The 17,436-nt window shown below is 71.9% G+C and carries 15 protein-coding genes; 8 read left to right on the top strand and 7 right to left on the bottom strand.

The window, feature by feature from the left end:
* Nucleotide 1: 1 nt before the first annotated feature.
* On the bottom strand, nt 2–706 hold the full coding sequence (locus ACGFNU_RS19415) for a beta-ketoacyl-ACP reductase (RefSeq protein WP_392595348.1): 705 nt from the start codon (nt 704–706) through the stop codon (nt 2–4).
* A 142-nt stretch (nt 707–848) separates the two neighbouring features.
* On the opposite strand from ACGFNU_RS19415, the gene ACGFNU_RS19410 reads away from it, so the two are divergent.
* Nucleotides 849–2,348, top strand: a complete 1,500-nt coding sequence (locus ACGFNU_RS19410) for a TldD/PmbA family protein (protein ID WP_392595346.1) — start codon at nt 849–851, stop codon at nt 2,346–2,348.
* A 5-nt stretch (nt 2,349–2,353) separates the two neighbouring features.
* Nucleotides 2,354–3,733: a metallopeptidase TldD-related protein gene (locus ACGFNU_RS19405; protein WP_392596475.1), complete on the top strand. Its 1,380-nt coding sequence runs from the start codon at nt 2,354–2,356 to the stop codon at nt 3,731–3,733.
* A gap of 57 nt (nt 3,734–3,790) precedes the next feature.
* On the opposite strand, the gene ACGFNU_RS19400 is transcribed toward ACGFNU_RS19405, so the two are convergent.
* Nucleotides 3,791–4,003, bottom strand: a complete 213-nt coding sequence (locus tag ACGFNU_RS19400) for a dodecin (RefSeq protein WP_392595344.1) — start codon at nt 4,001–4,003, stop codon at nt 3,791–3,793.
* Between the two features lie 48 nt (nt 4,004–4,051).
* On the opposite strand from ACGFNU_RS19400, the gene ACGFNU_RS19395 reads away from it, so the two are divergent.
* The 5 genes from ACGFNU_RS19395 (at nt 4,052) to ACGFNU_RS19375 (ending at nt 9,539) form a co-directional block, all read left to right on the top strand.
* Complete coding sequence (locus tag ACGFNU_RS19395; protein ID WP_392595342.1) at nt 4,052–4,441, top strand: DUF3099 domain-containing protein; 390 nt, start codon at nt 4,052–4,054, stop codon at nt 4,439–4,441.
* Nucleotides 4,442–5,127: 686 nt separating this feature from the next.
* Entirely contained in the window at nt 5,128–6,924 is a 1,797-nt protein-coding gene (locus ACGFNU_RS19390; RefSeq protein ID WP_392595340.1) for a substrate-binding domain-containing protein, read from the top strand.
* A gap of 109 nt (nt 6,925–7,033) precedes the next feature.
* Nucleotides 7,034–8,185, top strand: a complete 1,152-nt coding sequence (locus tag ACGFNU_RS19385) for an acyl-CoA dehydrogenase family protein (protein ID WP_392595339.1) — start codon at nt 7,034–7,036, stop codon at nt 8,183–8,185.
* Nucleotides 8,186–8,211: 26 nt separating this feature from the next.
* Complete coding sequence (gene fabG / locus ACGFNU_RS19380) at nt 8,212–8,967, top strand: 3-oxoacyl-ACP reductase FabG (protein WP_392595337.1); 756 nt, start codon at nt 8,212–8,214, stop codon at nt 8,965–8,967.
* Nucleotides 8,964–9,539, top strand: coding sequence for a TetR/AcrR family transcriptional regulator (locus ACGFNU_RS19375; protein WP_392595335.1), 576 nt, complete (start codon nt 8,964–8,966; stop codon nt 9,537–9,539). Before fabG ends, ACGFNU_RS19375 begins: the two co-directional genes overlap by 4 nt.
* Here ACGFNU_RS19375 and ACGFNU_RS19370 read toward each other — a convergent pair.
* The 3 genes from ACGFNU_RS19370 to icmF are packed head-to-tail and all read right to left on the bottom strand — an operon-like array spanning nt 9,536 to nt 14,569.
* Nucleotides 9,536–10,639 (bottom strand): calcium:proton antiporter, encoded by a 1,104-nt coding sequence (locus ACGFNU_RS19370; protein WP_392595333.1) that lies wholly within the window; start codon nt 10,637–10,639, stop codon nt 9,536–9,538. The genes ACGFNU_RS19375 and ACGFNU_RS19370 overlap by 4 nt on opposite strands.
* A gap of 13 nt (nt 10,640–10,652) precedes the next feature.
* Entirely contained in the window at nt 10,653–11,381 is a 729-nt protein-coding gene (locus ACGFNU_RS19365) for a helical backbone metal receptor (protein ID WP_392595331.1), read from the bottom strand.
* Nucleotides 11,378–14,569 carry a fused isobutyryl-CoA mutase/GTPase IcmF gene (gene icmF / locus ACGFNU_RS19360; RefSeq protein ID WP_392595329.1) on the bottom strand — a complete coding sequence of 1,064 codons (3,192 nt, stop codon included), beginning with the start codon at nt 14,567–14,569 and terminating at the stop codon, nt 11,378–11,380. Before icmF ends, ACGFNU_RS19365 begins: the two co-directional genes overlap by 4 nt.
* Nucleotides 14,570–14,620: 51 nt before the next feature.
* Here icmF and ACGFNU_RS19355 point away from each other — a divergent pair, with 51 nt between their 5' ends.
* Nucleotides 14,621–15,133, top strand: a complete 513-nt coding sequence (locus ACGFNU_RS19355) for a MarR family transcriptional regulator (RefSeq protein ID WP_392595327.1) — start codon at nt 14,621–14,623, stop codon at nt 15,131–15,133.
* Nucleotide 15,134: 1 nt separating this feature from the next.
* On the opposite strand, the gene ACGFNU_RS19350 is transcribed toward ACGFNU_RS19355, so the two are convergent.
* Both ACGFNU_RS19350 and ACGFNU_RS19345 read right to left on the bottom strand, forming a co-directional pair.
* Nucleotides 15,135–16,238 (bottom strand): alpha/beta hydrolase, encoded by a 1,104-nt coding sequence (locus tag ACGFNU_RS19350; protein WP_392595325.1) that lies wholly within the window; start codon nt 16,236–16,238, stop codon nt 15,135–15,137.
* A 50-nt stretch (nt 16,239–16,288) separates the two neighbouring features.
* Entirely contained in the window at nt 16,289–17,386 is a 1,098-nt protein-coding gene (locus ACGFNU_RS19345) for a PAS domain-containing protein (RefSeq protein ID WP_392595323.1), read from the bottom strand.
* Nucleotides 17,387–17,436: the final 50 nt, after the last annotated feature.

The raw sequence follows: 17,436 nt of genomic DNA, 5'->3' as shown, positions 1-17,436 counted from the left end.
CTCAGTGTCCCATTCCCAAGCCGCCGTCGACCGGGATCACGGCCCCGGTGATGTAGGACGCGTCGTCGCCGGCGAGGAACCGGACGGTCTTGGCGATCTCCACCGGCTCGGCGACGCGGCCGAGCGGGATCACGCTCCTGATCGTCTTCTGCTGGTCCTCGCTCAGCGCGGCCGTCATGTCGGTGTCGACGAAGCCGGGGGCGACCACGTTGACGGTGATGTTGCGGGAGCCGAGCTCGCGGGCCAGCGACCGGGCGAAGCCCACCATGCCCGCCTTGGAGGCGGCGTAGTTGGCCTGGCCGGCCGAGCCGAGCAGCCCGACGACGGAGGAGACGAGGATGATCCTGCCCTTGCGCTTGCGCATCATGCCCTTGACGCCGCGCTTGGCGACGCGGAACGCGCCGGTCAGGTTGGTGTCCAGGACGGAGGTGAAGGACTCCTCGCTCATGATCGCCAGCAGCGTGTCCTTGGTGATGCCGGCGTTGGCCACCACGACCTCGACCGGGCCCTGCTCCGCCTCGACCTTGGCGAACGCGGCGTCCACGTCCTCCATGCTCGTCACGTCGCACTTCACGCCGAACAGGCCCTCGGGAGGCTCCCCGGACCGGTAGGTGACCGCGACCGCGTCACCGCCGGCGGCGAGCTCGCGGGCGATCGCGAGGCCGATGCCCCGGTTACCGCCGGTCACGAGGACAGAGCGACTCATGTCGTACCTCTCGTTAGCTGCGTCACAACGCAAAAGAGCGTATCGGCCGGGGCTCCGCGAGGAGATGTGGCTTCCCGACAAGATCCGGTCTCCCGGCTTTGTTCCGGACGGGCCCGGCGGCCCACGCGGTAGGTTTTCCAGGGTGCATGAAATCGATCCCGAATTCGTGGCGCTGCCGCTGCGCACGCTCGCCGACGCGGCCCTGAGCCGGGCCCGTGAGCTGGGCGCCGAGCACGCCGACTTCCGGCTGGAACGCATCCGAAGCCAGAGCCTGCGGCTGCACGACGCCGCGCTCGAGACCGCGCTCGACGCCGACGACGTGGGCCTGTCGGTCCGGGTGGTGAAGGACGGCACCTGGGGCTTCGCCGCGGGCATCGACCTCACCCCCGAGGGCGCCGCCCGGGTGGCCGCGCAGGCCGTCGAGGTGGCGGCGGTGGCGAAACCGGTCAACCGCGAGCCGATCGAGCTGGCCGCCGAGCCCGTCCACGGTGAGCGCACGTGGGTCTCCGCGTACGAGACCGACCCGTTCGCGGTGCCGACCGCCGACAAGGTCGCGCTGCTGACCGACTGGTCCCGCCGGCTGCTGGCCAGCGACCACGTCGACCACGCGGACGCGTCGCTGCTCCAGATCAAGGAGAACAAGTTCTTCGCCGATCTGCGGGGCACCGTCACCACGCAGCAGCGGGTGCGGCTGCATCCGTCGCTCACCGCGGTGGGCATCGCCGACGGCATGTTCGACACCATGCGCACCCTTGCCCCGCCGGTCGGCCGCGGCTGGGAGTGGCTGACGGGCGCGCACTGGGACTGGGACGGCGAGCTGGCCGCGATGCCCGAGCTGCTCGCCGAGAAGCTCGCCGCGCCGTCGGTCGAGGCGGGGGTGTACGACGTGGTCGTCGACCCGTCGAACCTCTGGCTGACCATCCACGAGTCGATCGGCCACGCCACCGAGCTCGACCGGGCGCTGGGCTACGAGGCCGCCTACGCGGGCACCTCGTTCGCCACCCCCGACAAACTCGGCAAGCTGCAGTACGGCTCGGCCGTCATGAACGTGACCGGCGACCGGACGGCCGAGCACGGGCTGGCCACCATCGGCTACGACGACGAGGGCGTCGAGGGCCAGTCGTTCGACATCGTCAGCGGCGGCCTGTTCACCGGCTACCAGCTCGACCGGCGCATCGCGCGCCTCACCGGCCAGGAGCGGTCGAACGGCTGCGCGTTCGCCGACGCGGCGTCGAGCATGCCGCTGCAGCGGATGGCGAACGTGTCGCTGCAGCCCGCGCTGGACGGCCCGAGCACCGACGAGCTCATCTCCGGCGTCGAGCGCGGCGTCTACATCCTCGGCGACAAGAGCTGGTCGATCGACATGCAGCGCTACAACTTCCAGTTCACCGGCCAGCGCTTCTACAAGATCGAGAACGGCCGGCTGGCGGGCCAGCTGCGCGACGTGGCCTACCAGGCCACCACCACCGACTTCTGGAACTCCATGGAGGCCGTCGGCGGCCCGCAGACCTACGTGCTGGGCGGCGCGTTCAACTGCGGCAAGGGCCAGCCCGGCCAGGTCGCCCCGGTCAGCCATGGCTGCCCGTCGGCGCTGTTCCGCGGGGTCAACATCCTCAACGCCCTCAAGGAGGCCGGCCAGTGACGAGCATCAGGCCGCAGGAGGCCGTCGAGCGGGCGCTGGCGCTGTCGCGCACCGACGACTGCGTCGTCATCGCCGACGAGTCCAGCACCGCCAACCTGCGCTGGGCGGGCAACACCCTGACCACCAACGGCGTCACCCGCTCCAACCGGCTGACGGTCATCGCGATGCGCGGCACCGGCGGCGGCGTCGCCACGGGCGTGGTGTCGCGGGCGGGGGTCGGCGCCGACGGCATCGAGGACCTCGTCCGCGCCGCCGAGAGGGTGGCCGAGGGCAGCGAGCCCGCCGAGGACTCGGCGCCGCTCATCACGTCGGACGCGCCGGGCGGCGGCTGGGACGACGCGCCGGCCGAGACCGGCATCGGGGTCTTCGCCGGGTTCGCTCCCGCGCTCGGTGAGGCGTTCGCCGAGGCCGAGGGCGCCGGCCGCAAGCTGTACGGATTCGCCAACCACGTGCTCACGTCCTCGTTCGTCGGCACGTCGGCGGGACTCCGGCTGCGCCACGACCAGCCGACCGGGCTGCTGGAGGTCAACGCCAAGGGCGGCGGCGGCTCGGCCTGGGCCGGCGTCGGCACGCGCGACTTCACCGACGTCGACGTCCCGGGGCTCACCGGCGACCTGGCGCGCCGCCTCGACTGGGGGCGGCGGCGGGTGGACCTGCCGGCCGGGCGGTACGAGACGATCCTGCCGCCGAGCGCCGTGGCCGACTTGATGATCTACCTCTACTGGTCGGCCAGCGCCCAGGACGCGCACGACGGCCGGACGGTGTTCAGCGCGCCGGGCGGCGGCACCCGCGTCGGCGAGAAGCTCGCGAGCCTGCCGGTCCGGCTGTCGAGCGACCCGCGCGCCGCCGGGATGGAGTGCGCCCCGTTCGTCGTCGCGCACGCCTCCAGCCGCGACTCGTCGGTCTTCGACAACGGACTGGACCTCGGCGCCACCGACTGGATCTCCGACGGCACGCTCCGGGCGCTCACGCAGACGCGCAAGTCGGCCGAGCTGACCGGGCTGCCGCTCACCCCGGGCATCGACAACCTGATCTTCGCGGGGCCGGAGGGCTCGTCGGCGTCGGTGGAGGAGATGGTGGCGCGCACCGAGCGCGGCCTGCTGCTGACCTGCCTGTGGTACATCCGCGAGGTCGATCCGCAGAGCCTGCTGCTCACCGGCCTCACCCGGGACGGCGTCTACCTCGTCGAGAACGGCGAGGTCGTCGGCGAGGTCAACAACTTCCGGTTCAACGAGAGCCCGGTGGACCTGCTGTCGCGGCTGTCCGAGGTCGGCGCGACCGAGGCGACGCTGCCGCGCGAGTGGTCGGACTACTTCACGCGCGCCGCCATGGCCCCCGTCCGCGTGCCGGACTTCAACATGTCGACGGTCTCCCAGGCCTCCTGAGCGACCGCGGGACGTCCGGCCGGGCCCCGGAGTGACCGGGGCCCGGCCGGACGCCTCCTAGGAGTCCTCGAGGCGGAAGCCGACCTTCATGCCCACCTGGAAGTGGGCCACCTCGCCGTCCACGATCTGGCCGCGGACCTCGGTCACCTCGAACCAGTCCAGATGGCGCAGCGTCTCCGACGCGCGCCTGATCCCGTTGCGGACCGCGTGCTCGACGGAATCCGGAGACGTGCCGACGATCTCGGTCACGCGGTACGTTCGATCGGTCATAGTGCCCTCCCTGGTGTCGCCTGTCAGCCCCCGTGGGCTTACCGTGGAATGGTGAAGGTCATTCCCCGCCGGCAGGCCGAGGTCTACACGGTCACCAACGCGCCGCGGCCGATGTCCGAGGACATCGGCTACCGCCAGCGCCGCTATCTGATCTCCATGGGAATCCGCACGGGCTGCTTCGTGGGCTCGGTCATCACGGCGATGGCCGGCGCCCCGCTGTGGGTCGTCGGCCTCATGGTGGTCGGCGCGCTGTTCCTCCCCTACATCAGTGTGATCTTCGCGAACGGCGGGCGCGAGCCCACGGAGACGGCACGCTACGCCATCCCACAGCCCCCGCCCAGCCACCCTTCCAACGGACAAGCTTCGCTTGGAAGCCCGCCACCGGACAGCCCGCACCACAAGCAGATTTCCGGACAACGACCAGAAATCGGGTCGTGACTTTCTCTTGACTAACCGCAGGGGGTTTCGGTGTACGATTTGTACCGGCGCTCTGGTCCCCCGTCGGAGCGCCCGTGCCGGTGTTCCGGGCCCCCGTCGGAACACCGATGATGCGACGCCGGGTGGATTGCCCCCGTATCCACCCGGCGTCGCTTTCATTTCCCCAGGTCTTCCCCTGAGTCTCCGACCAGGCGTGATCCCCGTCCGGCAGCCGGCTCCGGCCACCTGACCAGGCCCGCCCGCCTTCCCGGACACAACACGCGAGCCACACCCCTCCCGGCATCGCCGCCCGCCCGCGTTCGCTCCAGATCCGGCGTCCAGGCCCTTGACGGCGGATGACGCGGCCAAGGCCCCGCCTTTGCCTCCGGCAAACCCTGCGGGCTGTTCCTTCCTCGCTCACCAACGTCCGGACCAGGCGTTTCATCTCCCGGACGGGTGGCAGAGCCACCAGACCCCGCATCTTCGTGCCGCCGTGGCAAGTCTCGTCGCTGGCCTTGTCCGGCCACGAGCCGAAAACGGGGAATTTACAGATGAAGCCCGCCGACTCAGCCCATTTGCCACATACCGCTTGACGACTGCGGGGAGTGAGGCGAGCATCACACGTCCACTGTCATGAGACAGATGCCTCGAGTGTCTCACCGTCGGCCCGGGCGAGCGTCCGGTGCCGGCCAGATCGGAGAGCGGCGATGAGCCAGCATTCCCACGCGGCCCGGTCACCGCGGCACAGCCGCGACAGCGGCGGCGGCCACGCCCTCCCGCCGCGTTCCCGGCGGCGCGGCCTGCTGATCGGCCCCCTGGTGGCCGCGGTGGGACTCACGATCCTGGCGGCCTTCGGGGTGTACGCGTTCGCCGCCGGCGGCGGCTGCGGCGGGGACGACGCCGTCACGCTCGACGTGGCGGCGGCGCCCGGCGTCGCCCCGGCCGTCACCACCGCCGCCGGCCGCCTCAACGACGCCCACCGCGAGACGGCCGGGAAATGCGTCCGGGCAAGGGTCAGGGCCGCCGACCCGGTCGCGGTCGCGACGCTCCTGTCCGGCCGCGGCGTCGCGGGGGTCACCCGGCGGCCGGACGTCTGGATCCCCGACTCCTCCCTCTGGATCGGCCCGGCCCAGGCCGCGTCCAAGGCGGCCGGGGGCACCCGGATCACCCCGCACGGCTCGCTGGCGGCCAGCCCGCTCGTGGTGGCCGTGCCCCGCACGCTCGCGGCGCGGCTCGGCGGCCAGGGCACCCGGCCGTCGTGGGCCGATCTCCTCAAGGCCGCTTCCGGCGGCACGGCGGCCGCGGGCCAGGCCGCGATCCCGCCGGGATCGGTGAGGCTCCAGGTCCCGGATCCGACCCGCACGGCCCCGGGGATGGCCGCCCTGCTGGTGGCCGACGACCCGCAGGCCGGCTCGCCCAAGGAGGCCGCCTCGTTCACCGGGGCCGTCAGGGCGCTCCGCGAGGGCGTGGCACCGTCGGTCAAGGCCGAGTTCGCCTCGTTCCGACGCGACCGGCAGGGTCGCTATCCGGTCGCGCTGGCGCCCGAGCAGGCCGTGTACGAGTACAACGCGCAGGGCCCGGGAGAGCCCGCGGTCGCGCTGTACCCGGCCGAGGGCACGCTCACGATGGATCACCCCGTCCTGTTCCTCGGCCCGGACGGCGAGCGGGAGCGGGCGGCCGGTCTCCTCACGTCCGCGCTCACCGCCGAAGCGACGCGCGACGATCTGCGCGGGCTCGGCTTCCGCGCGCCCGACGGGACGGCGCCCGGCACGTTCGGGCCGAAGACCGGCCTCGACCCGCGGCCGCCTCGCGCGCTGCCGCCGCCCGCACCCGCCGAGGTGCGGAAGACCATGCAGGCCTGGGCGCGGCTCTCGCTCAGCATCCGCATGCTGAGCATCATCGACGTCTCCGGCTCGATGGAGGACGAGGTCGCGCCGGGCGTCACCCGCCTGCAGTCCACGGTGCGGACGGCGCAGCAGGGGCTGGCGCTGCTGCCCGACGACTCCGAGCTCGGCCAGTGGGTGTTCTCCACGGACCTGCAGAACGGCCAGGACTGGCGGGAGCTGGTCAGCGTGGGCCCGCTCGGCGAGCGGCTCGGCTCCGCCACCCGCCGGCAGCTCGTGCTCAGCGCGTTCGCCGAGACACGGCCCAAGAAGAACGGCGACACGGGGCTGTACGACACGATCCTGGCGGCCTACCGGGCGATGAAGCGGTCCTACAAGCCCGAGTTCGTGAACTCGGTCCTGCTCTGGACCGACGGCAGGAACGACGACCCGGGCGGCCCGTCGCTGCGGGCGACCCTGGACGCGCTGCGCCGGGAGGTCGACCCGGACCGGCCGGTCCTGGTGTTCATGTACGGGTTCGGCAAGGGGGTGGACGCGGGCGCCCTCCGGCGGATCGCCGAGGCGACCAGGGGCGACGTCCTCATCTCCGACACCCCTGAGGAGGTCCAGCAGAAGTTCCTCCAGGCGGTCACTCGGCGGGTGTGTGCCCCTGACTGCTGAACCGGGCCCCCGGAGTTCATCGCCGTCCGAGTTGAAACTAGAATCGGGTTCGAGGAAACTTAGCGTTCCGCTAGATCGATGGCGAAGCCGATGAGAGAAGGGGCGGATCGTGCGCCGTACCGTTTTCAACGAGGACCATGAGGCGTTCCGGGAGACGATCCGGGACTTCATCGAGGCCGAGGTCGTCCCCGCCTTCCCCGCGTGGGAGGAGGCGGGGCACCCGCCGCGCGACTTCTACAACAAGCTCGGCGAGCTGGGCGTCTTCGGCATCACCGTGCCGGAGGAGTACGGCGGCGCGGGCGAGACCAGCTTCAAGTACGCCGCCGTGATCTCCGAGGAGTGCGCCCGCCAGGGCGTGAACTTCGGCGCCACGACCGTGCACGTCAACCTCGTCCTGCCGTACCTGCTCGCGTACGGCTCCGAGGAGCAGAAGAAGCGCTGGCTGCCCCCCTTCATCTCCGGCGAGATGATGACCGCGATCGCGATGACCGAGCCCGGCGCCGGCTCGGACCTGGCGGGCATGCAGACCACCGCCAAGCGCGACGGAGACCACTACGTCCTGAACGGCGCCAAGACGTTCATCACCGGCGGCGTGCTGGCCGACCTGTGCCTGGTCGTGGCGCGCACCTCGCCCGCCACCCCGGAGAACCGCCGCGCGGGCCTGTCGATCCTGTGCGTCGACACCAAGAGCGAGGGCTACTCGGTCGGCCGCAAGCTGGAGAAGATCGGCCTGCGCACCTCCGACACCGCCGAGCTGTCGTTCACCGACGTGCGGGTGCCGGTGGAGAACCTCCTCGGCGAGGAGGGCCGCGGGTTCGAGTACCTCGCCCACAACCTGGCCGAGGAGCGGCTGGCCATCGCGGTGCAGTCGTACGCGTCCGCCGCCGCGGCGGTCGAGTTCGCGATGGGCTACGTGAAGGACCGCACGGTGTTCGGCAAGTCCGTCGCCTCGTTCCAGAACACCAAGTTCGTGCTGGCCGAGTGCGACACCGAGGTCGAGGCGGCCCGCTCGCTGGTCGACCGCGCGATGGACGCGCACGACCTCGGCGAGCTCACCCCGGCCGACGCGGCCAAGACCAAGCTCTTCTGCACCGAGGTCCAGGCCCGGGTCGTCGACAAGTGCCTGCAGCTGCACGGCGGCTACGGCTACATCCTCGAGTACCCCATCGCCCGGCTCTACACCGACGCCCGCGTCAGCCGCATCTACGGCGGCACCAGCGAGGTGCTGAAGACCATCATCGCCAAGCAGCTCGGCGTCTGACATCGGCGTCTGAGGGAGGAACGGACATGACCGAGTCCAAGGTCGCGATCGTCACCGGGGCGGCGCGCGGCATCGGCGCCGCCACGGCGGTACGGCTCGCCCGGGAAGGCTTCGCCGTCGCGGTCTGCGATCTCGACGAGGCCGCCTGCGCGGGCACCCTGGAGGACATCGCGGCGGCCGGCGGGCGGGCCGTCGCGGTCGGCGTGGACGTCGCGGACGCCACCCGGGTCGAGGCGGCCGTCGCCCGCGTCACCGAGGAGCTGGGCCCGCCGGTGGTGCTGGTCAACAACGCCGGGATCATCCGCGACAACATGCTGTTCAAGATGACCGACGACGACTGGGACTCGGTCATGTCCGTCCACCTGCGCGGCGCGTTCCTCATGAGCCGGGCCGTCCAGGCGCACATGACGAACGCGGGCTGGGGCCGCATCGTCAACCTGTCGTCGGTGTCGGCGCTCGGCAACCGCGGCCAGGCCAACTACTCGGCGGCCAAGGCGGGCCTGCAGGGGTTCACCAAGACCCTCGCGATCGAGCTCGGCAAGTTCGGGGTGACGGCCAACGCCATCGCGCCGGGCTTCATCGCCACCGAGATGACGGCCGCGACCGCGGCCCGGATGGGCGTGGACTTCGAGGAGTTCAAGCGCGCCGCGGCCGACCAGATCCCGGTGCGCCGGGTCGGCGTCCCCGCCGACATCGCCGGCACGGTCGCGTTCCTGGTGAGCGACGACGCCTCGTTCGTGACCGGCCAGGTGATCTACGTGGCCGGCGGCCCCCGGGCGTGACCGGGCCCGCACGCGAACCCGCCCGCGGGCGGGAGGTGACCGAGGAGTCGCTGCGCGCCGCCGCGATCGGGCTGCTGCGCCGCGAGGGCGTCCTCGCGGGGCTCAACCTCCGCGAGGTCGCCGACGCGGCGGGCGTCAACCGGGGGCTGGTCTACCAGTACTTCGGCTCGCGCCGCGGCCTGCTCCGGTCGGCGCTGTTCCACCGCGCGCGGGCCAACGCCGACGACGCCGGCGAGACGGCCGGGCTGCCGTTGCGCGAGCGGCTGTCGCGGCTGCTGTGGATCAACCTGCGCCGGCCCGAGCCGGTCGTGCTCACGACGCTGCTGGTGCTGGACGGCGACGACCGGCCCCGCGTCCTGCCCGACCGCGGCGAGGGCCGGGCCCGGCTCGCCGAGAGCGCGGCCCGGGGCGAGCTGGCGAGCTGTGACGTCGAGGCGGTCCAGGCCGCGCTCGCCTCGACGATCTACGGCTACACGCTGTTCCGCGAGCAGCTCGCCCGGGAGATCGGCCTGCCGGTCGACGAGCTCGACGCCCGCGTGGACCGCTGCGTGGAGGCGCTCTTCACCCGCTAGGGACTGATCGCCAGGAAGAGGAACGAGGCGAAGATCACCAGGTGCACGCCGGCCTGGAGCAGGATGGCCCGCCCGGTGACGACGGTGAGCGTCGACACCGCGACGGTGAGCGCCAGCAGCACCATGTGCGTGCCGCCCAGCCCGAGCTCCAGCGGGCCGCTCAGCCAGATCGTGGCGACGGCGATGGTCGGGATGGTGAGCCCGATGCTCGCCATGGCGGAGCCCAGTGCCAGGTTGAGGCTGGTCTGCACGCGGTCGCGGCGGGCCGCCCGGACCGCGGCGAGCGTCTCGGGCAGCAGTACCAGCAGGGCGATGACGACGCCGACGACCGCGTGCGGCAGCCCGGCGGCCTCGACGCCGCGCTCGATGACCGGTGACTCCACCTTGGCCAGCCCGACCACGGTGACCAGCGCGATGAGGAGGAGCACCAGGCTCGTCGTGGTCTCCCTGCCGGAGGGCGCTTCGGCGTGGTCGTCCTCGTCCAGGACGTCCCCGTCCTCGGTGACCGGCAGGAAGTAGTCGCGGTGCCGGACCGTCTGGGTCAGCACGAACAGGCCGTAGAGCACGAGCGAGGCGACCGCCGCGAACGCCAGCTGGCCGGGCGAGAACACCGGCCCGTTCGCGCTGGTGGTGAAGGTCGGCAGCACCATGCACACCGTCGCCAGCGTGGCGACGGTGCCCAGCGCGGCTCCGGTGCCCTCGGCGTTGAAGACGGCCACGCGGTGCCGCAGGGTGGCCACCAGCAGGGACAGGCCCACGATGCCGTTACAGGTGATCATGACGGCGGCGAACACCGTCTCCCGCGCCAGCGTCGCCGACTTCTCGGCGGACGACGACACCATCAGGCTGACGATGAGGGCCACCTCGATGACGGTGACGGCCACCGCCAGCACGAGCGAGCCGAAGGGCTCCCCGACCTTGTGCGCCACGACCTCGGCGTGGTGCACGGCCGCCAGCACCGAGCCCGCCAGCAGCAGCGCGACCACCGCCACCGCCAGGCCGGGCAGGTCCCGCCCCCAGGTCACCGCGAGCGCCACGAGCGCCAGCGCCGGAACGAGAACCTCCCAGCGTCCCGCGAGGGACCGAGCGAAGCCGATCATGTACCCAGTGGTATCACAGCACGTCGAGTGCGGCGGCCAGTGCCCGCGGCGCCGTCACCAGCGACGGCCCGTACCAGGTGAGCAGGCGGCCGTCGACGAGAGCGGCCGGTGTCCCCGGGAAACACTCCGGCCCGTCGTCGGCGGTGAACCGGTAGGGCTCGTCGGGCAGGACGACCAGGTCGGGTCCGGCCGCGACGAGCTCGGCCAAGGGAATCTTCGGATAGCGCTCGGGGTGATCGGCGTAGATGTTGCCGACGCCGAGGCGTGCCAGGACGTCCCCGGTGAACGTGTCGCGTCCCACGACCATCCAGGGCCGCCGCCAGATCGGGACGACGGCCCGCACCCGGCCGGCGGGCGGCGCGAAGTCCCAGGCGCGGGCGGCGTCGTCCAGCCAGGCCGGGGCGTCGAGCCCGCACGCCTCGGTGAGCATCCGGCGGAGCGACACGAGTGCCTCGTCCACCGTGCGGATGTCGGTCATCCAGACCGGGAGGCCCGCCGCGCGCAGCGCTTCGACGTCCACGGCGCGGTTCTCCTCGGTGTTGCCGAGGACGACGTCCGGCTTCAGCGCCACGATCCGCTCGACGTCGGGGTTCTTGGTGCCGCCGATCCGCTCGGCGTCGAGCCCGGCCGGATGGGTGCACCAGTCCGTCGCCCCCACCAGCAGGCCGGGGGCGGTCTCGGCGACCGTCTCGGTCAGCGACGGCACGAGCGAGACGACCCGGCGCACGACCGAAGCGGTCACACGTTCCGCCGGTACTGCCCGCCGACCTCGAAGAACGCGTCGGTGATCTGCTGCAGGCTGCAGATCCGCGCCGCGTCCATCAGCACGGCGAACACGTTGCCGCCCGAGCGCGCCGCCTCCTTGAGCGCGGCCAGTGCGCTCTCGGCGTCGTCGCGGTGCCGCTCCTGGAAGCCGCGCACGCGGTCGAGCTGCGAGCGCTTCTCGTCCTCGGTGGCCCGGGCCAGCTCCAGCGGCTTGCCGGCCTCCTCGTCGCCGTTCGGGTTGCGGAAGGTGTTGACGCCGACGATCGGCAGCGACCCGTCGTGCTTGCGCTGCTCGTAGAGCATCGACTCGTCCTGGATGCGGCCGCGCTGGTAGCCGGTCTCCATCGCGCCGAGCACTCCCCCGCGCTCGCTGATCCGGTCGAACTCGGTGAGCACCGCCTCCTCCACCAGGTCGGTCAGCTCGTCGATGACGAACGACCCCTGCAGCGGGTTCTCGTTCATCGCCAGGCCCCACTCGCGGTTGATGATGAGCTGGATGGCCAGCGCGCGGCGGACCGACTCGGCGGTGGGCGTGGTGACCGCCTCGTCGAAGGCGTTGGTGTGCAGGCTGTTGCAGTTGTCGTAGATGGCGATCAGGGCCTGCAGCGTGGTGCGGATGTCGTTGAAGTTCATCTCCTGGGCGTGCAGCGACCGGCCGGACGTCTGCACGTGGTACTTCAGCTTCTGGCTGCGCTCGTTGGCCCCGTACCGGTCCCGCATGGCCACCGCCCAGATGCGCCTGGCCACCCGGCCGAGCACGCTGTACTCGGGGTCCATGCCGTTGGAGAAGAAGAACGACAGGTTCGGCGCGAAGTCGTCGATGTCCATCCCGCGCGCGAGGTAGGACTCGACGTAGGTGAACCCGTTGGCCAGGGTGAACGCGAGCTGGCTGATGGGGTTCGCCCCGGCTTCGGCGATGTGGTAGCCGGAGATGGAGACCGAGTAGAAGTTGCGGACCTTGTTGGCGATGAACCATTCCTGGATGTCGCCCATCATCCGCAGCGAGAACTCGGTGGAGAAGATGCAGGTGTTCTGCCCCTGGTCCTCCTTGAGGATGTCGGCCTGGACGGTGCCCCGCACGGTGGAGAGCACGCGGGCGCGGATTTCGGCCGCCTCCTCGGCGGAGGGCTCGCGGCCGTTCTCCTCCCGGAAGGCGTCGGCGCCCTGGTCGATCGCGGTGTTGAGGAAGAACGCCAGGATCGTCGGCGCGGGACCGTTGATGGTCATCGACACCGAGGTGGTGGGGCTCGCCAGGTCGAACCCGTCGTACAGCGCCTTCATGTCGTCGAGCGTCGCGATCGAGACGCCCGAGGTGCCGACCTTGCCGTAGACGTCGGGCCGCTCGCCCGGGTCGCGGCCGTAGAGCGTGACCGAGTCGAACGCGGTGGACAGCCGGGTCGCGGGCTGGCCCTCCGACAGCAGCTTGAAGCGGCGATTGGTGCGGAACGGGTCGCCCTCGCCCGCGAACATGCGCGCCGGGTCCTCGTTGTCGCGCTTGAACGGGAAGACCCCGGCGGTGAACGGGAAGCGGCCGGGCAGGTTCTCCGCGCGCAGGAAGCGGAGCAGCTCGCCGTGATCGGTGTAGCGCGGCAACGCGACCCGCGGGATGCGGCTGCCCGACAGCGACTCGCGGGTGAGCGCGGTGCGCAGCTCCCTGTCGCGGATCTTCACGACCTGCTCGTCGCCGGAGTAGGACTCCACGACGGCCGGCCAGCCCTCGATGAGCTCCGCGTTCTCCGGGGCGACGTCGCGGCGCGCGCCCTCCAGCAGTCCCTCGACCTCGGCGGTCTCGGTCAGTTCGGCACTGACCTCTGCCAGCCGCTGGACGCGCCGGACCGCCTCGATCTGTTTCAGCGTCTCGGCGTGGTAGCCGCGCACGGTCTCGGAGATGCCGGACAGGTAGCGCACCCGCGCGGGCGGGATGATCTGGGCGGCGCCCGTGGAAATCTTGGTCTCCGCCCGCGGCAGCACGCCCGGCTCGATGCCCAGCGGGCCGATCAGATGCTGGTAGAGCGCGGTGACGCCGTCGTCGTTGAAGGTGGCGGCGCTCGTGCCGAACACCGGCATGTCCTCGGGCTTGGCGCCGAACGCCTCGCGATTGCGGATCAGCTGCCGGGACACGTCGCGCAGCGCGTCCGCCGCGCCGCGCCGCTCGAACTTGTTGATCGCCACCACATCGGCGAAGTCGAGCATGTCGATCTTCTCGAGCTGGGAGGCGGCGCCGAACTCGGGCGTCATGACGTAGAGCGAGACGTCGGCGAGCGGGACGATCGCCGCGTCGCCCTGGCCGATCCCGGGCGTCTCCAGGATCACCAGGTCGTACCCGGCGGCCTTGCACGCCTCGATCACGGTCTCGATGTTCTCCGGCAGCTCGCGTGCGCCGCGGGTGGCCATCGAGCGGAAGAAGACGCGGTCGCCGTCCAGCGCGTTCATGCGGATGCGGTCGCCGAGGAGGGCGCCGCCGCCGCGCCGGCGGGTCGGGTCGACCGCGAGCACCGCGACGCGCAGCCCGTCCCGCTGGTCCACGCGCAGCCGGCGCACCAGCTCGTCGGTGAGGGACGACTTGCCGGAGCCGCCGGTGCCGGTGATGCCGAGCACCGGGACGCGCCGCTCGCCGGCCGCCTCGGCGATCGCCCGCCGGTCGGCCTCGGGCAGCTTGCCCGCTTGAAGGCAGGTGATGGCGCGGGCGAGCGCACGCCGGTCGCCGGCGAGCACCGCTTCGGCCGGGACGGGCTCGGCCGCCAGGTCGACGTCGCAGTCGCGGACCAGCTCGTTGATCATGCCGGGCAGGCCCAGCCGCTGGCCGTCCTCCGGCGAGAAGATCCGGACCCCCGCCTCGGCGAGCCGGGCGATCTCCTCGGCCACGATGACGCCGCCGCCACCGCCGAAGACGTGCACGTGCCCCGCCCCGGCCTCGGCCAGCGATTTGGCGAGGAATTCGAAGTACTCGACGTGGCCGCCCTGGTAGGAGCTGATCGCCACCCCCTGGGCGTCCTCCTCCAGGACCGCGTCGACGACGGCCTGGACCGAGCGGTCATGGCCCAGGTGCACCACCTCGGCACCCTGCGACTGCAGGATGCGCCGCATGATGTTGATGGCCGCGTCGTGGCCGTCGAACAGCGCCGCCGCCGTCACGAACCGCACGGGATTCACCGGGACATGCATCAGAACCCTACCCCTTGGACTTCCAATATTTGGAAGCTAAAGTAATTCGTCGTGGACGAGACAGTCAATTCCCTGGATCCCATCGCCGAAGCGCACCACCAGTGGAGTGCCCGGTGGCCCGAGCACGCCGACCACATGGCCGCGGTGACATCGGTGATGCGGGTGCAGCAGTTGCTGCTGAGCCGGATCGAGGCGGCGCTCAAGCCGCACGGCCTCACGTTCGCGGCCTACGAGGCGCTGCGGCTGCTCGCCTTCACCCGCTCGGGCTGCCTGCCCATGGGCAAGATGGGCGTCCGCCTGATGGTGCACCCCGCCTCGGTGACCAACGTGATCGGACGCCTCGAGCAGCGCGGGCTCGTCCGGCGCAGGCCCTCCCAGGGCGACCGCCGGATCGTGCTCGCCGAGATCACCCCGGCCGGGCGGGAGGTCGCGGAGGAGGCGACGGAGGCCCTCCACGAGGCGTCGTTCGGGCTCCCCGGCCTGACCTCCGAGCAGGCCACCGGCCTCACCGAGGCGCTGCGCGCCGTCCGCGTCTCCGTGGGCGAGGTCGACCGGATCGGTTAGCTCAGCGTTCGCGCGCCCAGGCGTCGACGAGGTCGGCCACCTCGGGCCGGGACCCGCGGACGTAGTGGTCGTCCTTGACGAACTCCAGGCGCTTGTCCCGGGCGGCGAGGGCTTGGTGAACGCCCCGGGCGTCGCTCTCGTACACGCACTCGTCCGCGGTCGCGTGGATCACCAGCGACGGCACGGTGATCCGCCCGAGATGCGGCGCGGCGGCGCACTGCGAGGTGCGCAGGCTCCACATCGACAACCAGGTGCGCAAGGTGCACAGCGAGCCGATGCCGAAGACCCCGTAGTTGGCCTTGACCGGCTCGCCCTGGTAACACCAGTTGGGCTTGCGGTCCGAGGGTTCGATGGCGGGGTCGATCATCCGCAGATCGGCCCAGGTGCGGTGGAGGGTGAAGAGCTGGTCGCGGGCGCGGGTGCCCTGGAGCGCGGCGAGCCGGCCGAGCACCCAGTCGGTGATCCGCTCGTTCCGGGCCCGCTGCGCGGCGCGGTAGCGCGCCTGGAACCCGGCGCCGTAGGGCGGGCCGTTCGCCGGATCGAACGGGTCGAGGGCCGGGTCCACCGAGAGCGCGTCGGTCTCGTCGGTGATCGAGGGGTCCATCCAGGCGGTGAGCACCTCGGGCCGTCCCGAGTGCGCGGCCAGCGCGACGAACAGATCGCCGGCGGGCAGATCCTCGATCGCCGGCACGGGCCGCATCCCGGCGACCGGCGTCACGTTCGGCTCGACCGCCTGGGACTGGTAGGCGGCCATGAGCGAGCCGCCTCCGGAGTTGCCGAGCAGCACCACGCGCTCGGCACCGGCCTGCTCACGAAGCCACCGCACGCCGACGCCGATCTCGGCGAGCGCGTGGTCGAGCAGGAAGTACGGCTCGGCGCCGCGGAACCGGGTGTTCCAGCCGAGGAAGCCGTAGCCGCGCTCGGCCAGGTGGGAGGCGAGATAGTGCTCGGAGAAGTCGATGTTGTAGTGCGTGGCGATGAACGCGGTCTTGGGAGTCGCTCCGGCCGGCCGGTGGTAGACGCCCTGGCAGGGGTGACCGCCCGCGCCGGCCCTGCCGATGAGGGGCGAGGGCAGCCCCACGAACTCCCTGACCACGTTGGCCACCCGGCCTCCCAGCTCGAACCGAATCTCGTTCTACCGGAAGGCTAGGGGGCTCAGCGTTTGAGCGCCAGCCCGATGTGGACGCCCAGTTCCTCGTACAGGGCGAGGTCGGTCAGCGTGAAGGCCGGCCGGTCCGGCTTGCGGACCAGGAACAGGACGCCGAGCGGATCGGCCGTCTCGTCACGCAGGGCGACGCCGACGGCGAACGCCGTGTTGAGCTCCTTGGGCACGGCGCGGCCTTCCCTGCTCCGCCCCAGCGCCCCGTCCTCCCACAGCGGGATGTGCAGCATGGACTCGCCGGTCTCGACGATGGTGCGCGCGACCAGGGAACCGCCCGGATCCATCCGTTCCAGGGCACGGCAGACCACCACGCCGTCAGGCTCCGCCGGCGTGCCCACCGGGCCCGCCACGACGGCCCGCCGGAGCGCGCCACCGCTCACCAGGTCGAGGATGGCGAAGTCGCAGCACTCGGCGGCCAGCAGTGCCGCGGCGTCGCCCAGCATGGTCGGGCCGAAGGCCGCGGGCGCGCCGAGGAGCAGCCGGGTCATCCGTCCCATGATGTCCAGCCGGCGCAGCTGGGCGGCCTCCGCCATGATGTCGTGGTGGCCGCCCTGACCGGCGAAGACGTCGAGCGTGACCAGGACGCCCGGCCGCTCGTCGGTGTGCAGGGCGAGCCGTGCCAGCCGGAGCTCGAGCGGCGGCGTGCTGCCGTTGCGCGACCCCACCCGGCCGAGGACCGACCCCGGCCGGCCCTCGCGCAGCACGTCGGCGAGCTCGCAGCGGAAGGTCGCCCGCCACGGCAGCTCGACGAAGACCGCGAAGGGCTTGCCCACGGCGCGCAGGGCCGTGACGCCGAGGAGGCCGGCGCCCCGGCGGTTGAGCGCGCGGATCACGCCGGTGCCGTCGAGCACGAAGGCGGGCGAGGGCAGCTCCTGGAACGCGCGGTGCGTCAGCTCCCGCTGCCACGCGGCCCCGGCGCCGGGCAGCGCCAGCCGTTCGATCTCCTCGGTGCAGACCCGGAGCTCCTCTTCGGCGTTCTCCAGCTCGGTCAGCGCCGTCTCGAGCGTCGGCGCCGCGCGCAGTGCGTCGATACGGCCGGTGAAGGCGTCCAGGTCCTTCCGAATGGCCGCGAGATCCAACCTTGAGGCCATCGCGTGCCCCTCCCACGAGCAGCCGACCCAGGTCCGGTGTTCTCCTGTTT

Source organism: Spirillospora sp. NPDC048911, from assembly GCF_043198015.1.
Taxonomy (GTDB): Bacteria; Actinomycetota; Actinomycetes; order Streptosporangiales; family Streptosporangiaceae; genus Spirillospora.
The sequence above is the reverse complement of the archived record's forward strand: the minus strand, read 5'-3'. Positions and strand labels throughout refer to the sequence as shown.

What these genes read in the sequence shown, in the direction of transcription:
- ACGFNU_RS19390 (WP_392595340.1), top strand. Translation starts at nt 5,128, where the DNA reads ATGAGCCAGCATTCCCACGCGGCCCGGTCACCGCGGCACAGCCGCGAC.
- ACGFNU_RS19345 (WP_392595323.1), bottom strand. Translation starts at nt 17,386, where the DNA reads ATGGCCTCAAGGTTGGATCTCGCGGCCATTCGGAAGGACCTGGACGCC.
- ACGFNU_RS19400 (WP_392595344.1), bottom strand. Translation starts at nt 4,003, where the DNA reads ATGACCGATCGAACGTACCGCGTGACCGAGATCGTCGGCACGTCTCCG.
- ACGFNU_RS19370 (WP_392595333.1), bottom strand. Translation starts at nt 10,639, where the DNA reads ATGATCGGCTTCGCTCGGTCCCTCGCGGGACGCTGGGAGGTTCTCGTT.
- ACGFNU_RS19395 (WP_392595342.1), top strand. Translation starts at nt 4,052, where the DNA reads ATGGTGAAGGTCATTCCCCGCCGGCAGGCCGAGGTCTACACGGTCACC.
- icmF (WP_392595329.1), bottom strand. Translation starts at nt 14,569, where the DNA reads ATGCATGTCCCGGTGAATCCCGTGCGGTTCGTGACGGCGGCGGCGCTG.
- fabG (WP_392595337.1), top strand. Translation starts at nt 8,212, where the DNA reads ATGACCGAGTCCAAGGTCGCGATCGTCACCGGGGCGGCGCGCGGCATC.
- ACGFNU_RS19415 (WP_392595348.1), bottom strand. Translation starts at nt 706, where the DNA reads ATGAGTCGCTCTGTCCTCGTGACCGGCGGTAACCGGGGCATCGGCCTC.